This is a genomic window from Westiellopsis prolifica IICB1, assembly GCF_004323185.1.
Lineage (GTDB): Bacteria > Cyanobacteriota > Cyanobacteriia > Cyanobacteriales > Nostocaceae > Pelatocladus > Pelatocladus prolificus_A.
Genome location: NZ_NAPS01000005.1, coordinates 1 through 15,651, shown reverse-complemented (window position 1 = coordinate 15,651; position 15,651 = coordinate 1). Strand labels below are relative to the sequence as shown.

Genomic DNA, 15,651 nt, shown 5'->3' with positions numbered 1-15,651 from the left:
ATTGATCAAGCTTGGTGTCCCCCTTAATAATATTCCCCTCAATGGTGCCTACCTCAATGGTGCCTACCTCAATGGTGCCTACCTCAATGGTGCCACTGCACGAATCCTCGCACTTCAAGAATTGATCAAGCTTGGTGTCCCCCTCACTAGTGCTATCCTCACTGGTGCCAACCTCACTGGTGCCAATCTCACTGGTGCCAACCTCACTGGTGCCAATCTCACTGGTGCCAGCCTCTCTAGTGCCAACCTTACTGGTGCCAATCTCACTGGTGCTAAGTTCGGTTGTATAAAAATTTCTGAAACTAACAACAAATGCACCAAGCTCAGTAATGTCAAAAACCTAACACCTGAGCAAGTTAAAGCTGCCCAAAATTGGCAGCAAGCCTGCTACGGACTAGAATTTCGGGAAACATTGGGCTTACCACCTGAAAATCGCAAGGAGTGTACAAACATCCGTGAGAGGTTAAGGATAAGAAAGCAATTACTAAGCACGACTGCTACGTGATCCAATCTTCGGTCTGAACGTGATCGCCCATTCCCGTTGACAGGAAAAATTGATATCAACAGCGATATCTTGGACTTTGGACAAAATCTTAAAATCCCCTCATGCCTTTTTAGCTTTGGGCAACCTCCAGCAAATACCAGAAGACAACACCACACTCGCAACAGCAGCAATCAGAACAACTTGAACGGCATCAATTAAATTCAAAGTCATTGTCGTTACCTCAATTTTTGATTTCTACAAATATCTTCAAACTAGACAGGCAATTCTCCAGATATCTAATTGTGATTTCGGACACTCAACTATGTGATTTTGGTCTAATCATTGTCAGAAATCCTTGCGGTAGGAAGCGATCGCCCCTCTAAATCGCTTGTCAACTTCGTTACTGTATAGTACATTTGTATTCACAAGATAAACCCCCCACCTCAGACGTGGGGTTTTATTAATCACCCATAAGATGGGAACCCTGCTAATAGTTACGTTCCTCTTCGGTCATGAAACTGCTGAATTTCCTCAAACCCAAATCGGGTGAAAATTGGGGCGTACGTCCTTGGTTATAAGTTCTGGCAGAGCAGAGATATTGCAACTTTTAGCAAGCTTCAGAAATTGACTTATTTAACAATCCCGACATATCCAACACACGTTGCGACCACAAGCTAACCTCTTGAGCGACTGGTTAAAAAGGTTTCAATCCCTAATAGGGATTAATGTTAGTTGCAACTAAAGGAGAATAATTATGGAACGTGACGGGCATGTTTCAATCCCTAATAGGGATTAATGTTAGTTGCAACAACAAAAGCAATGGCTTACATCGATGGTTAGAATCGTTTCAATCCCTAATAGGGATTAATGTTAGTTGCAACGTTATCGGACTTGTCACCTTCCTGGGCTTTGTACTGCCATGTTTCAATCCCTAATAGGGATTAATGTTAGTTGCAACTTTGATAGTTGAGAGAGTCGGGTGGTGGCGATCGCAGTTTCAATCCCTAATAGGGATTAATGTTAGTTGCAACCGTAGTCAAAATTAGGGAATTAATATTAAAATCGTTTCAATCCCTAATAGGGATTAATGTTAGTTGCAACGAGACGCGCATCATTAACTTGAATCCAGAAGGCGAAGTCGGTTTCAATCCCTAATAGGGATTAATGTTAGTTGCAACAATGTTAGCACTTTTCTAGGGTCGGTTTTTGTCGGGTTTCAATCCCTAATAGGGATTAATGTTAGTTGCAACATATACAAATTTGATTTTTTGTCTACACCCATCAACGGTTTCAATCCCTAATAGGGATTAATGTTAGTTGCAACTCAAAGAAAACCCTAGTCACGAAATTCTTTCTCCAAGTTTCAATCCCTAATAGGGATTAATGTTAGTTGCAACAGCAATGCAGAGTGGCTCCCAGAGCAGTTTGTTGGTTTCAATCCCTAATAGGGATTAATGTTAGTTGCAACAATTCTTCTGAAGTGGAGTTCAATGCAGACTTAGCAGTTTCAATCCCTAATAGGGATTAATGTTAGTTGCAACAAATTTAGATTTAGCTAGAAGCAATTCTATAAGGTTTCAATCCCTAATAGGGATTAATGTTAGTTGCAACAATTATCGGGTACGGCTTTAGTCCTTTCTGCTCTGTTTCAATCCCTAATAGGGATTAATGTTAGTTGCAACGCTCAGCGCTTGATTGGTGCCAAATGATGGAATAGTTTCAATCCCTAATAGGGATTAATGTTAGTTGCAACAATTTCCTCTTAAGGGCAATCCTGAAAGCTAAAGGTTTCAATCCCTAATAGGGATTAATGTTAGTTGCAACTGCTCGTTTTGGAAGCCTTGCTGTATTTGGTTTTCAAGGTTCAGTGGTGCAGACCTAAAGAGAATATACCTTTTCAGCCGTTGGGGTGTCAAGAGATGGCTGAGAAAAAATCCTTCAAATCTAGTCGCAGCAAGCTTTTTAGAGATGCCGCAAACCTCCTTACACCTACAACAAGGTTCAAACCCAATCAGAGTAATGGTTTGAGCCAATATTTTTGACATGTTCAAAAAAACACCTACCCTTTCGCGGAAATTGTGTTTTTTGAGATGATGCTACTTATTGTAGTGGGTCATCTCTACCAATTCCCAACTCCCTTAACTTGACTTTCACATCCTCCCACTCGGTACCACAGTAGTAGTATTTTTTATCTAAAATATTTGCTATGTAATAACCTTGTTTTGCACCGTTTATACGTCGCAGTTCTGCTGCAATTTTCTGCATAGAAGTATCAAATAGAGAAAACAAATCTTCCATATCAAGATCAGGTGCGTTAAACAAATTTACAAACGGCTTACCTTCTCTAAAAGCCCATACCTTATTACGACGCTCAATAATTTGATAATAAATAGGACGAATAATTGTATCAGTTCCTAACATAATGATTTATCCTAAAAATATCGAAGTAAGGAAGCCCCTAGAGGCAAGCTAGGGGCTGATGATGTCAACTAGTTATCGTTTTGAGAATTGTCTTGCGGTTCATCCGCAATGTCATCTAACTCTGCGTTGACATCTTCTGAATCAACGAGGTATCTCTCGCCAGTGATTTTATCTTCTTTCATCCACCTATTAAGGACAAGACGGATAAAAATCTTAACTGGGTTCCAAAAACCTCGATGACCGTTACCGTTTTTTGTTATTTTCATCACCTCCTTTATTCAGTAACTGGGGACACGCAACGTCCCCATATCTATTTTAAACCACTTTTAAGTAATAAAATTAACCATTTTTATTCACATTACTTCTATTTTTAGTAGCAATTAATATTAATTCACCTGACGCTATAGCATCCAATAATTGACCTGTTGAACCTTCGTTATCGTAGATATAGCCTAGTATATGCGCGATTTCTTTGAGCTTGTCACCCGTTCCCGGCGCAACCCTGGCGTGTAAATTTGTCCGGTCTAGTTTCTTCCTACCTGCCATAAGCGTAAACAATAAATCTATAAAAGTGGTTTACATATATAGAATAACAAATATAGCGATCGCGCAGCTACTTGTGTGGAATCACTGCGTGAACATAGTTTGGTAAAATTTTTAACTAGTAATACCCATTATTAGTTAGATTATGTTTAAAAAATTAGGAGTAGGAATTGGTTTTGGGATACTACTTGCTATAAATCCTATAGCTATAGGTGAGAATAACAGTCCAAACTATCATAATAGTCTTCTTGATAAGTCCAGCAAAAAAGCAATTGACGTATCTCAAATATCCATAGGTAATATTAAGCTAGGGATGAAAGAGAAGGAAATTATCAAACAATTGGGTAAACCGAAAAGTCGAACTACAAAGTATGACGATGTTTGTTATAGCTCCTATATTACAACTTGGAATTACGACGGATTAGAAATTGAAGGGCTTTCAACTTCTAGCAATGCAAGTCAAAGTCAAGTCCATTCGATTAAAACTTTTAGTTCGCTTTATCCCACAGAGAAAGGGATAAAAGTAGGCGATCGCATCAGTAAGGCTCAAAAAGCATATTCTGCGTTTTTATCAAGAAATGATACTAAAAATGATTTAGTATATTCAAATGATGCTTATGGTGGTTTAGTATTTTCTAGTAACAAACAAAGGGGAATAAAAGAAATTAGATTGCTAGGAGCATCCTGTTAAAAAGATGTTTTGTTAATAGCATAAATCAGTTTTATAATAACTAAACTGCTGCGGGAGCCAAAACTTCTGATGTGCGATGACCAAGAACTGCGGGAACCCCAAGGGGCGAGGTATATTGATTCGGAACTGGTAATAGAGCGTGTGACCTATAACGGCGAGGAAATTATTCAGCCGCCGCAGCGCTGGACGAGGGAGGAACAGCTGTATCTTCTGGATAACCACCCACTATTTACGGGTAAATGCCCTCAATGTGGCTACATCTTTGAGCGGGACTACTCAGCCAGGGTACATTGGGATTGTAAGTGCGGCTGGATGGATAACTCGGTGTAGTAAAATTTACTCTGGTTTTTTGTGCCAATTACCATCTGAACCTTTTTCGTAGTCACGCTTGACTGCTGCCCAGGCAACTTTAAATGCTGTTTCTTCTTCATCATATTCAGAAAGCGCATTATTAAACGCAGCCAAGAATATTTCAGCTGCGTGTTTGGGCAGATGCTTTTTCACGGAGTCTGGTAAATCCGCTATATCTTGATAGGGCATACATTTTCACTCCAACTGCTAGTTATTACCTCACTCAATTCATTGCTATTGACGCTCTTTCATCAGCCAAGAGTGATAAATACAACTCATACTCTGGTCAAGTTCTAGAGGATAATCACTCTTTGCGATCGCAATCTCTGATTCATAATACATAAGTACTATAAAAATTCATAACTATCCAGTATAATGACCGCGTGCCACCGAATCAGTTACCAGTTATCAGTTATCAGTTATCAATCTGTTAACTGTTCACTGTTAACTGATAACTGTTAAAAGTAATGACCACTGCACCCAACCAAACGCATCAACAAGTAAATGTTACTCCCAAACACGAATCAATTACGGGAGTAGTGGAACGCCTGACTTATTACAGCGAAGAGTCAGGTTACACAGTGGCACGGTTACAACGCCCTGGCGCAAAGGAACTAACTACAATTACTGGTAACTTTGCGGATATCCAAGCGGGACAGACATTACAACTAACTGGTTTTTGGCGCGAACACCCGCAGTATGGCCCCCAGTTTCAAGTCACCAACTATAAGGAAACCAAACCAGCAACACTTACCGGAATTGAGAAATACTTGGGCAGTGAGTGGATTAATTAAAGGTGTTGGCCCGGTTACTGCTAAAAGAATCGTTGCTCACTTTGGTTTAGAAACCCTTGACATTATTGAAAACCAAATTGAGCGCTTGAGTGAAGTTAACGGTATCGCCAAAAAGCGCATCAATATGATTAAGAGCGCTTGGGAGACACAAAAAGCCATCAAAGAAGTAATGGTTTTTTTGCAAAGTCATGGTGTTTCCACTACCTATGCAGTCAAAATTTATAAGCAGTATGGTGAGCAAGCGATCGCGATTGTGACTAACAACCCCTACCAGTTAGCAGCTGATATCTATGGTATTGGTTTTCTCACTGCTGATAAAATTGCTCGTAACTTAGGAGTATCACCTGATTCCGAATTTAGATATCGTGCTGGTATCACTCATGTTTTAAGTGAAGCTGCTGAGGATGGACATTGCTATTTACCACAGCCGGAACTGATACAGCAGGCGATTAAACTACTGACCTTTGAATCCCACGAACCAACAACAGATGCTCTAGCACCAATCATCCAAAAAATGACTTTAGCTTCGGAACTCGTCAGAGAATGTGCTAGTGATAAAACGTTACTTTGCTACAAGCCTACTTTTTTCTACACCGAACAAAATTTAGCCCAATTAATAAGCGATCGCATCACAAGACCCATCAACAGCGACATCAAGCGTGTTCGTTTTTGGATTGAGCGGTTTACCCAGGCCTGTAAAATCGAACTTTCGGCGCAACAGCAACAAGCAGTAGAGACAGCAGCCTATGGCAAATTCACGATTTTGACCGGTGGCCCTGGAACGGGGAAAACTTTCTGTGTCCGCACTATTACTTCATTGTGGAAAGCAATGGGTAAATCAATCGCCCTAGCTGCACCCACAGGACGAGCGGCACAAAGACTAAGTGAAATGACGGGATTAGAGGCAAAAACCATACATCGGCTATTGGAATTTGACCCCAGGACTCGCAGTTTTAAACGCTCTAGCACCAATCCCCTACCGCACAGTGCAATTATTATTGATGAAGCCAGTATGCTTGATTTATTTCTGGCGCATTCGTTGGTGAATGCAGTGTCAGAAAATGCCCAACTCCTGCTAGTAGGAGACATTGACCAGTTGCCATCTGTGGGGCCAGGAAATGTACTTGCTGATAGTATTAATTCGGGCAAAGTAAGCGTTGTGCGCCTCACCCAGGTTTTTCGTCAAGCGCAAAGTAGCAGGATTATCACCGCTGCCCACCAAATTAATCGCGGTCAATACCCGTCAATTGAACCTATTTCCGATACTCCCCAAACCGATTGTCTATGGCATGGTGGCGGACATCAACCCGAACACGGAGTACAGGCAATTTGTGAATTAATTGATGGCTTAATTCCGACTCTTGGTTTTAACCCCGTTACCGATGTGCAGGTACTTTCCCCAATGGCACGGGGATTAGTCGGCACTCGCAACCTTAACCAAGTACTGCAACAGCTAATTAACCCACCCAGCCCCGAAAAAGTGGAAATTACTAGGGGTGGAACAATTTTGAGAACAGGCGATCGCGTGATTCAACAAACCAACGACTACAACCGGGAAGTGTTTAATGGTGATGTCGGGTTTATTACCAATATTGATACTGAAGAACAAGAAGTTACAGTACAGTACGCAGAACGGGAAGTCAACTACGACTATGCAGACTTAAATGAAATTGCCCTCGCCTGGAGCGTTACTATCCACAAGTCCCAGGGGTCTGAATACCCGGTGGTGATTTTGCCCTTGTACACGCAACATTACATGATGCTTAGTCGTAATTTATTTTACACTGGGCTAACCCGTGCTAAAAAGCTAGCAATTGTGATTGGTTCTCAAAAAGCCATTGGTATGGCTGTGCGTTCTGTTAACAAACAGCAGCGTTATACTCAGCTTGCTAAAAGGTTGATTCAAGTGGGTTTGCGTCCATTGGAGCAATAAGCGCAATTATTGATTAAAACATCACCAGTGCGATCGCTTCTTTTTTCTGCCCTGTTACTCTGGCTTTCGTCCCCGTGAGGGGTGAAGGTAGTCTACGACAAGGACGCCCCTCTAGAACAAGTAACAGGGCGCTACTGTCCTCGTTTCCGTCCCCGTGAGGGGTGAAGGTAGCCTACGACCTTCGCCGTTTGTTTCGGTAAAGAAGACTTCCTAAAAGACGTTTCCGTCCCCGTGAGGGGTGAAGGTAGCCTACGACGTATAACGGCGGCTATATGTACTTACACTCACACGAGAGATAATGTTTCCGTCCCCGTGAGGGGTGAAGGTAGCCTACGACTACTGTGTAGTATGCTTTGCCGATGGCACCCGCCATCTTGGGTTTCCGTCCCCGTGAGGGGTGAAGGTAGCCTACGACGCTGTTTCCGCTGCCGCAGGAGTTTTATCAACCTCATAGTTTCCGTCCCCGTGAGGGGTGAAGGTAGTCTACGACTTATACCAACAAACAGAATCTCTCTACACCAGAGGGCAGGGAAAAGGGTTTCCGTCCCCGTGAGGGGTGAAGGTAGTCTACGACTTAGGTTATCAAAATAACCAAACCAGAACAGTAGCCAAAGGGAAACGTTTCCGTCCCCGTGAGGGGTGAAGGTAGTCTACGACCCTACCCTGTGGAAACCCTTACCATATTTAGTTTTCAAGGTGCAGTTGCGCCAGTGTACGGAAGCAGTGATGTAACCTAGTTGTACAGTACACATGTTAAAAAACATCTAGCGCCAAAAATTACTTTCAGCTTTAATATTACAGCAAAACAGCCACGAGTCAAACTAAAAAATCTAACTTTTCTTTTATTTACTTTGCTTGACTCATCCATAATCCTGAATCCTCACTGCGTCATTTTCATCGGCTTTTTTACATTCCGTTACAATCCACCAAAGCTTGATATGAAGAGACTTTCAGGATTCACATAGCCCTTAAACCTCAACTTGTGATGTTTACAAAATTAAACAAGCCAATCGCCCATCCTCACTCCTCACCTCTTGGGGAAAAACATACCCCATCCAGCTGTACAATTTCTACACTTGGTACATACATTAGTGTAGACATGACACCCATCGAGCGCGAATCGATTAACTTCAAACTGCCCAAACCCTTAGCCGCAGCCCTACGCAAAGCAGCCAGGGARCGCAAGACCACTGCCACAGATTTAGTTATTCAAGGGCTRCAYCAYATTTTAGGSGATGTACCRGGTACAGAAGTGAGTGTAGAAATTCGCTTGTATCAACTGGAAGAAGAGTTTTTTCGCCTAGCTKMSASTYTMRRTGMGRRWARCACAAAYACCCAYGATGAACAAAGACTAACYAAYYTRGAGGAAAAAGTTGATGCAATTAGCAATCGACTGGCGAAATTTGAAGGGGCATTGATACAGATGCAAAATAGCATTAACGCTAGATCGCGTTATAAATCAAGCGGCTACCCCTATCAGTACAACTCAGCACCACCCCAACCCCAACCTTTTGAGTCAGAAAAATTGGCTTTTAGACTCAATACTAATGTCTCAACGCTTACTGAAAAACACACAACTCTATCACAGAAAGATTTTGAATTGTGGTGTAAAGAACGCGACCCCAGTCAATATGCGTGGCGGTTGAACTCAAAAGATGGACTTTATCACCCGGTTAAGTGAGTGCGTACGCACGCTTGTTGTCTTAGAAACAAAGGTGATAGCTTTTAACTACTGTCTGAAGTTGAGCTGCTATTCGGCACAATTGTCGTTGGGGCGGTTTTTTAGGGATTGACGCCCTTACATTTTTAGTGTTATTTTTAATTCAGCTAATGGCTAAACAACCACAAATAAATCCCTAAAGGAAAACTATGTTGTAGTTAGTCCCCTTCCCATTGATTCTGGAAAACGCTGATCGCCAAATTTACGGAGATCGTGTGTCTACAGGAGCCGCACAAGGGGGGAAAATGGGAAACAGAAAAAAGCAGCTACACAAATTGGTTTGCCAAGCCATCGAGAGCGAGGTTATTTTTCTGACAAAACACGCTACAGAACGCTCCCAAGAGCGCGGTATTTTAGTTGACGATATTCTTTATTCTGCTCTTAAGGGGGCAGTAATTGAAGAAAATTGCGAAACATATGCTAATCCCACCTGCCATATTTGCGGTAGAACTATGAAAGGCACACGTGTGTATAGCATCTGGGCTTACAATGAGAAAAATGGGGTTGCTACGTTGATTACGGTATTCAACCCTGATGCAAACCCCTGGAATAATAGTCACAAGAGGAGGTAGCGGTGCTACCCTTCGATAAGTGCCCCGTTTGTGCGGGGCAGGTAGTTGAAAAAGAAGTAACTGAAGTAATTTCAGGTGGCAAAAACAAAGCCACCTTAAAATTGAGTGCCTATGTGTGTTGTAGATGTTCAGAACGTTTTTATTCTTTAAATACCGTTAGGCATATTGAAAAAATCAAAGCTGAACTAAAACGTAACGGTTAGTCGGTTGGGATATTGGCGATCGCTTCGCTACTTCTTTTTCCTAGAACCAGGAATACTCAACGCCTGGACATTGGTCACAAGTTAAGAAAAAGAGCCAATTGTCAAGGGGGTATGTCAAAAATCGGTAAAATAGGCGCTCAAGCTATATCCAAAAAGGAATTGAGACATCCCTTAAACCCACATGAGTAGCACCAAGAGCATTAACCGAGACCATGCGAAGAAGAAGAATCGTCCGCAACTGGAAAATGAAGCGATCGCCAGTCGGTTAGAAAACCTATTAACTCCAGCCATCGCTGCCCAAAAAAGCTACTACCGCCAACTGAAATTAAGAGACAGGATTCTCAACCTACCATTAATGGCTGTCTCTTATACACATCTAGATGTGTATAAGAGACAGATTAAACAGAGAGGGATTTTTGTGGTGTGAACCCCAAAAAGTTAGACAACAAGCATTATCGCAAAGATTTTTAACTTTTCCTGCCATTTTATTTGAACGAGTCTTTAAAGAATTACTACCTCATCTGAGAAACGCATGGTCTTTGAGAAGCTCTCGACCATTACCAGAAAGCATACAATTTACATTAAAAAGATTTGAAAGGATATGGATAGCAGACGGTTCAACATTGGAAGCATTATTCTGTAAACTAAAAAGTTTAGAAGATGCGCCAAAGGGTCAACTAGCGGGAAAAATGGGAACACTAATGGATTTAGTAACTCATCTCCCTGTAGAAATTTTGTTTTGGACAAATCCCAAGCAAGCAGATACTCATTGGGAGGGAGATTTACTTAGATTAGTGAAAGCCAACACCTTATTGCTGCTAGATAGAGGCTTCTATCATTTTACTTTTTGGCAAGAACTAATTAACAGAAAAATTGATTTTATTACTCGGATAAAGAAAGGGGCATCTTATCAAGTAGAGCAGGTATTAACCAGTAGTTATGACATCAAAGACCGTATTATTAAGATAGGTTCTGGCACAAAAAAAACACCTATTGTCACTGTAAGGTTAGTAGAAATTCGGTCAGGAAAGACATGGCATTCCTATCTAACTAGTGTACTTGAACCCCAAATTTTACCCCCTTATGTAGTAGCAGATTTATATCGAAGACGCTGGCGAATTGAGGATACGTTTTGTACGGTGAAACGCTTACTATGTTTAAGTTATTTATGGACTGGTTCTCTCAATGGAGTGCAATTACAAATCTGGGGAACTTGGCTATTTTATGCGATTTTAGTAGATTTAGGAGATGGAGTAGCAGATGAATTAGAAATACCGTTCGAGCATATTTCTTTAGAGATGATTTATCGAGGTATGTATCATTTTTCTGTAGCTTATGAAAAAGGATTAGAGTCAGACCCAATTAAGTATTTTGCTGACCCCAAAAATCGGGATTTAGGAATTGTCAAGCGAGAGCGAAAACCTAATACCAGGCTGATTGTCTCCCCCTTTCCTGCTACTCAACGAAGCCCCGAAGAATTTTTTTTCCAACCCTCCCTTAATAAATAGCGCCACATTTTAATTTTTCACTCCGACAAATACGAGCATTTGTACTTATTGACAAAAGTGCTTTTAGCTTAACTTGTGACCAATGACGCCTGGACTGCACGACGCTTGGTTTGTTCGCCCCTTCGGTCATAGCGAGCTGTTAATTCAGGGCTGGCGTGTCCAGCCAACCGTTGCACTGTAGAAATATCTGCACCAGAGTCTAATAGCTCTGATATAAAAGTTCTTCTAAAATCATGAGCAGAAAAGTTAGCTACCCCAGCTTGGGAGCCACGTTTTTGCAAAATGAACAGCACCGCCTGGGGCGTGAGTTTTCGCAACACCACACAACCAGCTTTATTAATATGACACAGCAAAGGGCCAGCACCCCCACCTCTAACATCAATCCAATCTGACACCACCCCAATTGCAGCATCTGGTAAATATACAGTCCGGTCTTTCCCTCCTTTCGCACCCCACACTTTTAAAGTGCTGTTTGTAGAATTAAAATCACTCAAATTTAAATTCACCACCTCAGAGCGCCTTAGCCCAGCACCGCGCAATATTGCTATGAGTGCCGCATCTCTGTAACCAGTGGGGGTGGGGTCATCAAAACACACTTGCATTAAATCGGCAATTTCTTTTTCAGATAAAGCGCGTCCCTGTAACTCCTTGGACACCTTGACATTTTTAATATCAACAGCACGGGCAAAATCTTTAGCGTCCATCAACTCTAGTCTTAAGGCTTCTTTTAACACTCTCCGCAAAGCAGAAAGCATTTTGTTAGCTGTTGCTGGTGCATAACGTTCCATCAAAACAGAACGCAAAGCAGCAGTATGTTTGTAGCGCAGTGCTGCCCAGTCCAAAGTCATAGCATCACATAAGTTGCTGGTTAACAGTCTCGCTATCACATTCAAAGCTTGCCGCATCGCCGGACGTGACCCAGCAGAGAGTCCCGACAAATAAACTGCCGCCGGATGTTCGGTTAGGGGTAGTGGTCTAGTCAGTGCCAAGGGACAAGTGACTATACTACTACTTTCAGTTTGCGTGACTTTACTCATTTACTTATCCGAAACGGGCTTCTCACAAGTCATATTCTCATAAGTAATTAAGTAATTGTCTCAGGTTTTGGACAGATGTGCGATCTTTAGTGTGAAGTTCGTGGAGTGCGATGCTCAAAGAGTGAGCCGCAGAAGCGATCGCACAAGCGCATAAATGCACCAGTGCCGCAAACTGGATAGATAACAGGAGCGAACGCTCTCCTTACCAGATAATTGCTGAAAAGATTTTCCTTGCATTCAGTGATGCATTTTGTAATAGATGAAGCAAAATAGTTAGGAACAATTATCGTTGTTGGAACGATCCTGATTTGATAACTTGATTTTTGTGATAAGCAACTGCATCTGCCAATTTTATCAAAGGTTTTTCAATGTGGTTAAAATTTGGTGTAAATTCCGACGGTAATTTAGTAAGTATTGAAGATGTTACCAGGGGAAAAACTTTACTGAAATGTCCCTATTGTGGTAGTGGGCTAACTGCTAAAAAAGGCAAAGTCAAAGAGCATCATTTTGCTCATAACCACGAAACTTGTCGTCGGGTTGCTAAGGGTGAGTTTCCGGTTTTACCATTTTATGACAACTTTAATATCCATGTATCTAGTAAGGATTTAGAGCAATTAAAACTACTTTGGAAGGAGTATGGCTCTAAAAATTACCCAATTGATGCACACGTTTGTTTTCCTGGTTTATTAAAAGCAGGAATGTTAAGGAAAAATGTTTATACAGTTTCCAAAGCTTATGAATTTACTAATTTAGGCAAAATTCCTGTTGGCGCATTAGAGTTGATGCACTTTAATGAAGTGCAAGAGCCATTATTGCAAAGTAAGTTACTAAAACTAGAGCTATCTGTAGCACATGCGAAACACAAACAATCTCCAGATTCATCATATAAGCTAACTGATTTACAACTGTATCGCGCTCAACTCAAACGCATTTTATCTTGTACTCTCTATTTTTTAGAAATTCAAACTTCAAAGAATACTTTATACAAAATAGGAGTCACTACAAGACCGATTCAAGAGCGAATAGCAGAAATCAAACAAGATTTGCTTGCCCATTATCAAACTGTTGCTCCTATGGTGCTAGGAAGTTGGAATCACCGAGGGAATGTAGAAAAGTATTTCAAACACCGCTATCGGAATTTTAATCACCCGATTGGTAGTTTGACAGAATACTATAAATTCAATTGTGATGATATCAAAACCGTGTTATCTGACCTACAACAGATGAAACCGAAAGTCCTATCTCCACATGAAATAGATATTATTGAAGACAAACCTAACCTTGTCACTATGCAATAGTGGTTGTGTGGGGAGTGATCGCCTTGTCTGTGCTATTGCAATAATCAATAGTGATTGAAAAGGTCATGGAATCATGCGATCGCCTTTGCGGCTCACTCTTTGAGCATCGCTCTGACGGGATGAATTTTGTGGGGAGCGATCACCAACCATGCTACAAATTCTTAAAGGAAAACCTAAAAGTGTGCAGTGTCCGAGTTCAGTACAAAGATAGTAGCTCTTTGTATTTGCCAGATGATGAGTAGAGGAAGTGCGATTCTCTCCAAGACCAAGGGCCATCGCACTAATAACGCTATATATAAGGTATGCTGCAAATTTCTCACAAAATCATCATCCCCCATAGCGAAATCGAAATTAGCGCGATTCGCTCACAAGGAGCAGGTGGTCAAAACGTCAACAAGGTTGCTACCGCCATCCACTTACGCTTTGACATTGAAGCTTCATCATTACCCGCTTTCTATAAAGAGCAGCTTTTGAAGCTAAACGACAGACGCATTACCCAAGAGGGAGTAATTGTCATCAAAGCCCAAGAACACCGCAGCCAAGAGCAGAACCGGGAGGAGGCTTTAGAACGACTCAAAGAACTTATTAAAAGTGCAGTCGTACTGAAGAGAAAACGCAAATCTACTAAACCTACTCGCAGCTCCCAAAAAAAACGTCTTGACTCCAAAACTAAACGAGGACAGATTAAGTCCGCCAGAAGACAGGTCATTGATTAAAATGCGATCGCTTGTATGAATTCGGTTAAGCTTTTGTACTGCTAGAAGCATTACAATTAGTCAAGCCGCAGTTTAATTACAAGAAGTGACCTTCACCCATTCTCTGTACCCAGATAATTGGTCAGACCTTACTCTAGCAGTTAAAAAAGAGGCTAAATGGTGCTGTCAAAAATGCGGGTTAAAGTGCATTGTTCCAGGTGAAGATACTTCTAAACTTACCCGCTCCGAAAGAATGAAACGCACGCTACAAACCCATCATTGGGACAGAAACCCATCTAATAATTGTGCGGAAAACCTGATTGCCCTCTGTAGTGCGTGTCATCTTTATTACCATCAAGGCGGTAAGTCTAATGTTTCACCTGGGCAATTGTCTTTGTGGTGAGAGGGGCATGGAGTGAGAGACTATTAGCAGCAAACTGTTTAATTGCAAAACAATGAAGCTGTACTACATTCCTACAACACGGGCAGTACGCCCTCGCTGGCTCTTAGAAGAAATGGGAGTCCCCTATGAGTTGGTACGGGTTGATATGAATATGTCCAAACAGCCAGAGTATCAAAAGTTGCACCCACATGGGAAAGTACCAGTTCTGGTAGATGGGGAAGTCACGATTTTTGAATCTGCTGCCATCTGTGCCTATCTTGCTGACAAATATCTAGTGAAAGGGCTAGCTCCAGCACTAGATGCTCCTGAACGTGGCTATTACTATCAATGGCTGTTTTACGCCACATCTACATTAGAACCACCTGTAGAGCATTTTATGTTTAGTGTTCTACCATCACTACCGGAAAAAATCATACCAATCAAGGTACGCTCCGCAATTGACACAACTGAAGCTCTGCAATGGTTTGACCGAGTTGCTGAACCCTTGAGAAAATCCATTGTTGGTAACAATTACTTGGTAGCAAATCGATTTACGACTGCTGATATTGTGACTGGAGGGGTTTTGTTATGGGCAAAAAAGCTAGGGATGTTATCAGATAGTGACCCCTTGAGTGAGTACCTAAACAACTTAATGCAACGTCCTGCTTTCAGGAGTGCCGATGAAGATTTTTACGCCAAGATATCTCACAAGCGTGCTGAATACAAGTGATGAATGCTGCGGCGATCGCTTTGGATAATTGCGTTTCGCCTAACTCCCCTATGCCTCATAAGCGCTCCTTATAGACCCCATTTCCCTTTTGTTGTCAAGTCCTGTTGACCTATTGTAACAATATTGTTATATTAGTTTACATAAGATAACAAATAAAGGAAACGAGCTATGTATACAACAGTTAATGAAGACGGCGTTTTAAATAACTACGCAACTGAACCCAAGATGTACTATGCTGAGTACCCTGCAATTTGGGAACAACGCAAATACGTTATCCAAGCTGTTTTTG

The 15,651-nt window shown here is 41.6% G+C and carries 15 protein-coding genes, 2 pseudogenes and 2 CRISPR repeat arrays; of the genes and pseudogenes, 11 read left to right on the top strand and 6 right to left on the bottom strand.

What is annotated here, in order from left to right; genetic code table 11:
• Nucleotides 1-505: pentapeptide repeat-containing protein (locus tag B4U84_RS32010; protein WP_131121372.1), on the top strand; the 505-nt coding region annotated here is incomplete at its 5' end.
• A gap of 681 nt (nucleotides 506-1,186) precedes the next feature.
• A CRISPR array of direct repeats spans nucleotides 1,187-2,308; the repeat unit is 37 nt; unit sequence GTTTCAATCCCTAATAGGGATTAATGTTAGTTGCAAC.
• Nucleotides 2,309-2,584: 276 nt separating this feature from the next.
• Here the strand turns inward: B4U84_RS32010 and B4U84_RS28020 are convergent.
• The 3 genes from B4U84_RS28020 to B4U84_RS28010 all read right to left on the bottom strand — a co-directional run bounded on the left by B4U84_RS28020 (nucleotide 2,585) and on the right by B4U84_RS28010 (nucleotide 3,451).
• The gene (locus B4U84_RS28020; protein ID WP_131121371.1) at nucleotides 2,585-2,905 is read right to left on the bottom strand and encodes a hypothetical protein; all 321 of its coding nucleotides are present in this window, start codon (nucleotides 2,903-2,905) and stop codon (nucleotides 2,585-2,587) included.
• A 68-nt stretch (nucleotides 2,906-2,973) separates the two neighbouring features.
• Nucleotides 2,974-3,171: a hypothetical protein gene (locus B4U84_RS28015; protein WP_242677741.1), complete on the bottom strand. Its 198-nt coding sequence runs from the start codon at nucleotides 3,169-3,171 to the stop codon at nucleotides 2,974-2,976.
• Between the two features lie 73 nt (nucleotides 3,172-3,244).
• Nucleotides 3,245-3,451, bottom strand: a complete 207-nt coding sequence (locus tag B4U84_RS28010) for a hypothetical protein (protein ID WP_131121370.1) — start codon at nucleotides 3,449-3,451, stop codon at nucleotides 3,245-3,247.
• A 142-nt stretch (nucleotides 3,452-3,593) separates the two neighbouring features.
• Here B4U84_RS28010 and B4U84_RS28005 point away from each other — a divergent pair, with 142 nt between their 5' ends.
• Nucleotides 3,594-4,139, top strand: a complete 546-nt coding sequence (locus tag B4U84_RS28005; RefSeq protein ID WP_131121369.1) for a hypothetical protein — start codon at nucleotides 3,594-3,596, stop codon at nucleotides 4,137-4,139.
• A 336-nt stretch (nucleotides 4,140-4,475) separates the two neighbouring features.
• Here B4U84_RS28005 and B4U84_RS27995 read toward each other — a convergent pair whose 3' ends face one another.
• Entirely contained in the window at nucleotides 4,476-4,679 is a 204-nt protein-coding gene (locus tag B4U84_RS27995; RefSeq protein ID WP_131121368.1) for a ChaB family protein, read from the bottom strand.
• A gap of 278 nt (nucleotides 4,680-4,957) precedes the next feature.
• Between B4U84_RS27995 and recD2 the strand changes: the two are divergent.
• From recD2 to B4U84_RS27970, 5 genes and pseudogenes are all read left to right on the top strand, one after another.
• A pseudogene (gene recD2 / locus B4U84_RS27990) lies at nucleotides 4,958-7,217 on the top strand (SF1B family DNA helicase RecD2).
• 62 nt (nucleotides 7,218-7,279) lie between these two features.
• Nucleotides 7,280-7,874: direct repeats of the CRISPR family, unit length 37 nt; unit sequence GTTTCCGTCCCCGTGAGGGGTGAAGGTAGCCTACGAC.
• 766 nt (nucleotides 7,875-8,640) lie between these two features.
• A complete protein-coding gene (locus tag B4U84_RS31780) occupies nucleotides 8,641-8,898 on the top strand; it encodes a hypothetical protein (protein ID WP_242677740.1) in 258 nt (85 codons plus the stop codon).
• A 284-nt stretch (nucleotides 8,899-9,182) separates the two neighbouring features.
• Nucleotides 9,183-9,509 carry a DUF4258 domain-containing protein gene (locus B4U84_RS27980; RefSeq protein ID WP_207391027.1) on the top strand — a complete coding sequence of 109 codons (327 nt, stop codon included), beginning with the start codon at nucleotides 9,183-9,185 and terminating at the stop codon, nucleotides 9,507-9,509.
• Between the two features lie 2 nt (nucleotides 9,510-9,511).
• The gene (locus B4U84_RS32210) at nucleotides 9,512-9,712 is read left to right on the top strand and encodes a YgiT-type zinc finger protein (protein WP_131121366.1); all 201 of its coding nucleotides are present in this window, start codon (nucleotides 9,512-9,514) and stop codon (nucleotides 9,710-9,712) included.
• 181 nt (nucleotides 9,713-9,893) lie between these two features.
• Nucleotides 9,894-11,220 (top strand): annotated as a pseudogene (locus B4U84_RS27970) (IS4 family transposase).
• 68 nt (nucleotides 11,221-11,288) lie between these two features.
• Here B4U84_RS27970 and B4U84_RS27965 read toward each other — a convergent pair.
• Nucleotides 11,289-12,257, bottom strand: coding sequence for a tyrosine-type recombinase/integrase (locus B4U84_RS27965; protein ID WP_131121365.1), 969 nt, complete (start codon nucleotides 12,255-12,257; stop codon nucleotides 11,289-11,291).
• Between the two features lie 368 nt (nucleotides 12,258-12,625).
• Between B4U84_RS27965 and B4U84_RS27960 the strand changes: the two genes are divergently transcribed.
• Nucleotides 12,626-13,555, top strand: a complete 930-nt coding sequence (locus B4U84_RS27960; RefSeq protein ID WP_131121364.1) for a GIY-YIG nuclease family protein — start codon at nucleotides 12,626-12,628, stop codon at nucleotides 13,553-13,555.
• Between the two features lie 63 nt (nucleotides 13,556-13,618).
• Here B4U84_RS27960 and B4U84_RS27955 read toward each other — a convergent pair whose 3' ends face one another.
• On the bottom strand, nucleotides 13,619-13,831 hold the full coding sequence (locus B4U84_RS27955) for a hypothetical protein (RefSeq protein ID WP_131121363.1): 213 nt from the start codon (nucleotides 13,829-13,831) through the stop codon (nucleotides 13,619-13,621).
• Between the two features lie 26 nt (nucleotides 13,832-13,857).
• On the opposite strand from B4U84_RS27955, the gene arfB reads away from it, so the two are divergent.
• From arfB to psb34, 3 genes are all read left to right on the top strand, one after another.
• Nucleotides 13,858-14,271 carry an alternative ribosome rescue aminoacyl-tRNA hydrolase ArfB gene (gene arfB / locus B4U84_RS27950; protein WP_016863758.1) on the top strand — a complete coding sequence of 138 codons (414 nt, stop codon included), beginning with the start codon at nucleotides 13,858-13,860 and terminating at the stop codon, nucleotides 14,269-14,271.
• 434 nt (nucleotides 14,272-14,705) lie between these two features.
• On the top strand, nucleotides 14,706-15,362 hold the full coding sequence (locus B4U84_RS27940) for a glutathione S-transferase family protein (protein ID WP_131121361.1): 657 nt from the start codon (nucleotides 14,706-14,708) through the stop codon (nucleotides 15,360-15,362).
• Nucleotides 15,363-15,530: 168 nt separating this feature from the next.
• A partial coding sequence (psb34, locus tag B4U84_RS27935) for a photosystem II assembly protein Psb34 (RefSeq protein ID WP_131121360.1) occupies nucleotides 15,531-15,651 on the top strand: 121 nt, incomplete at its 3' end.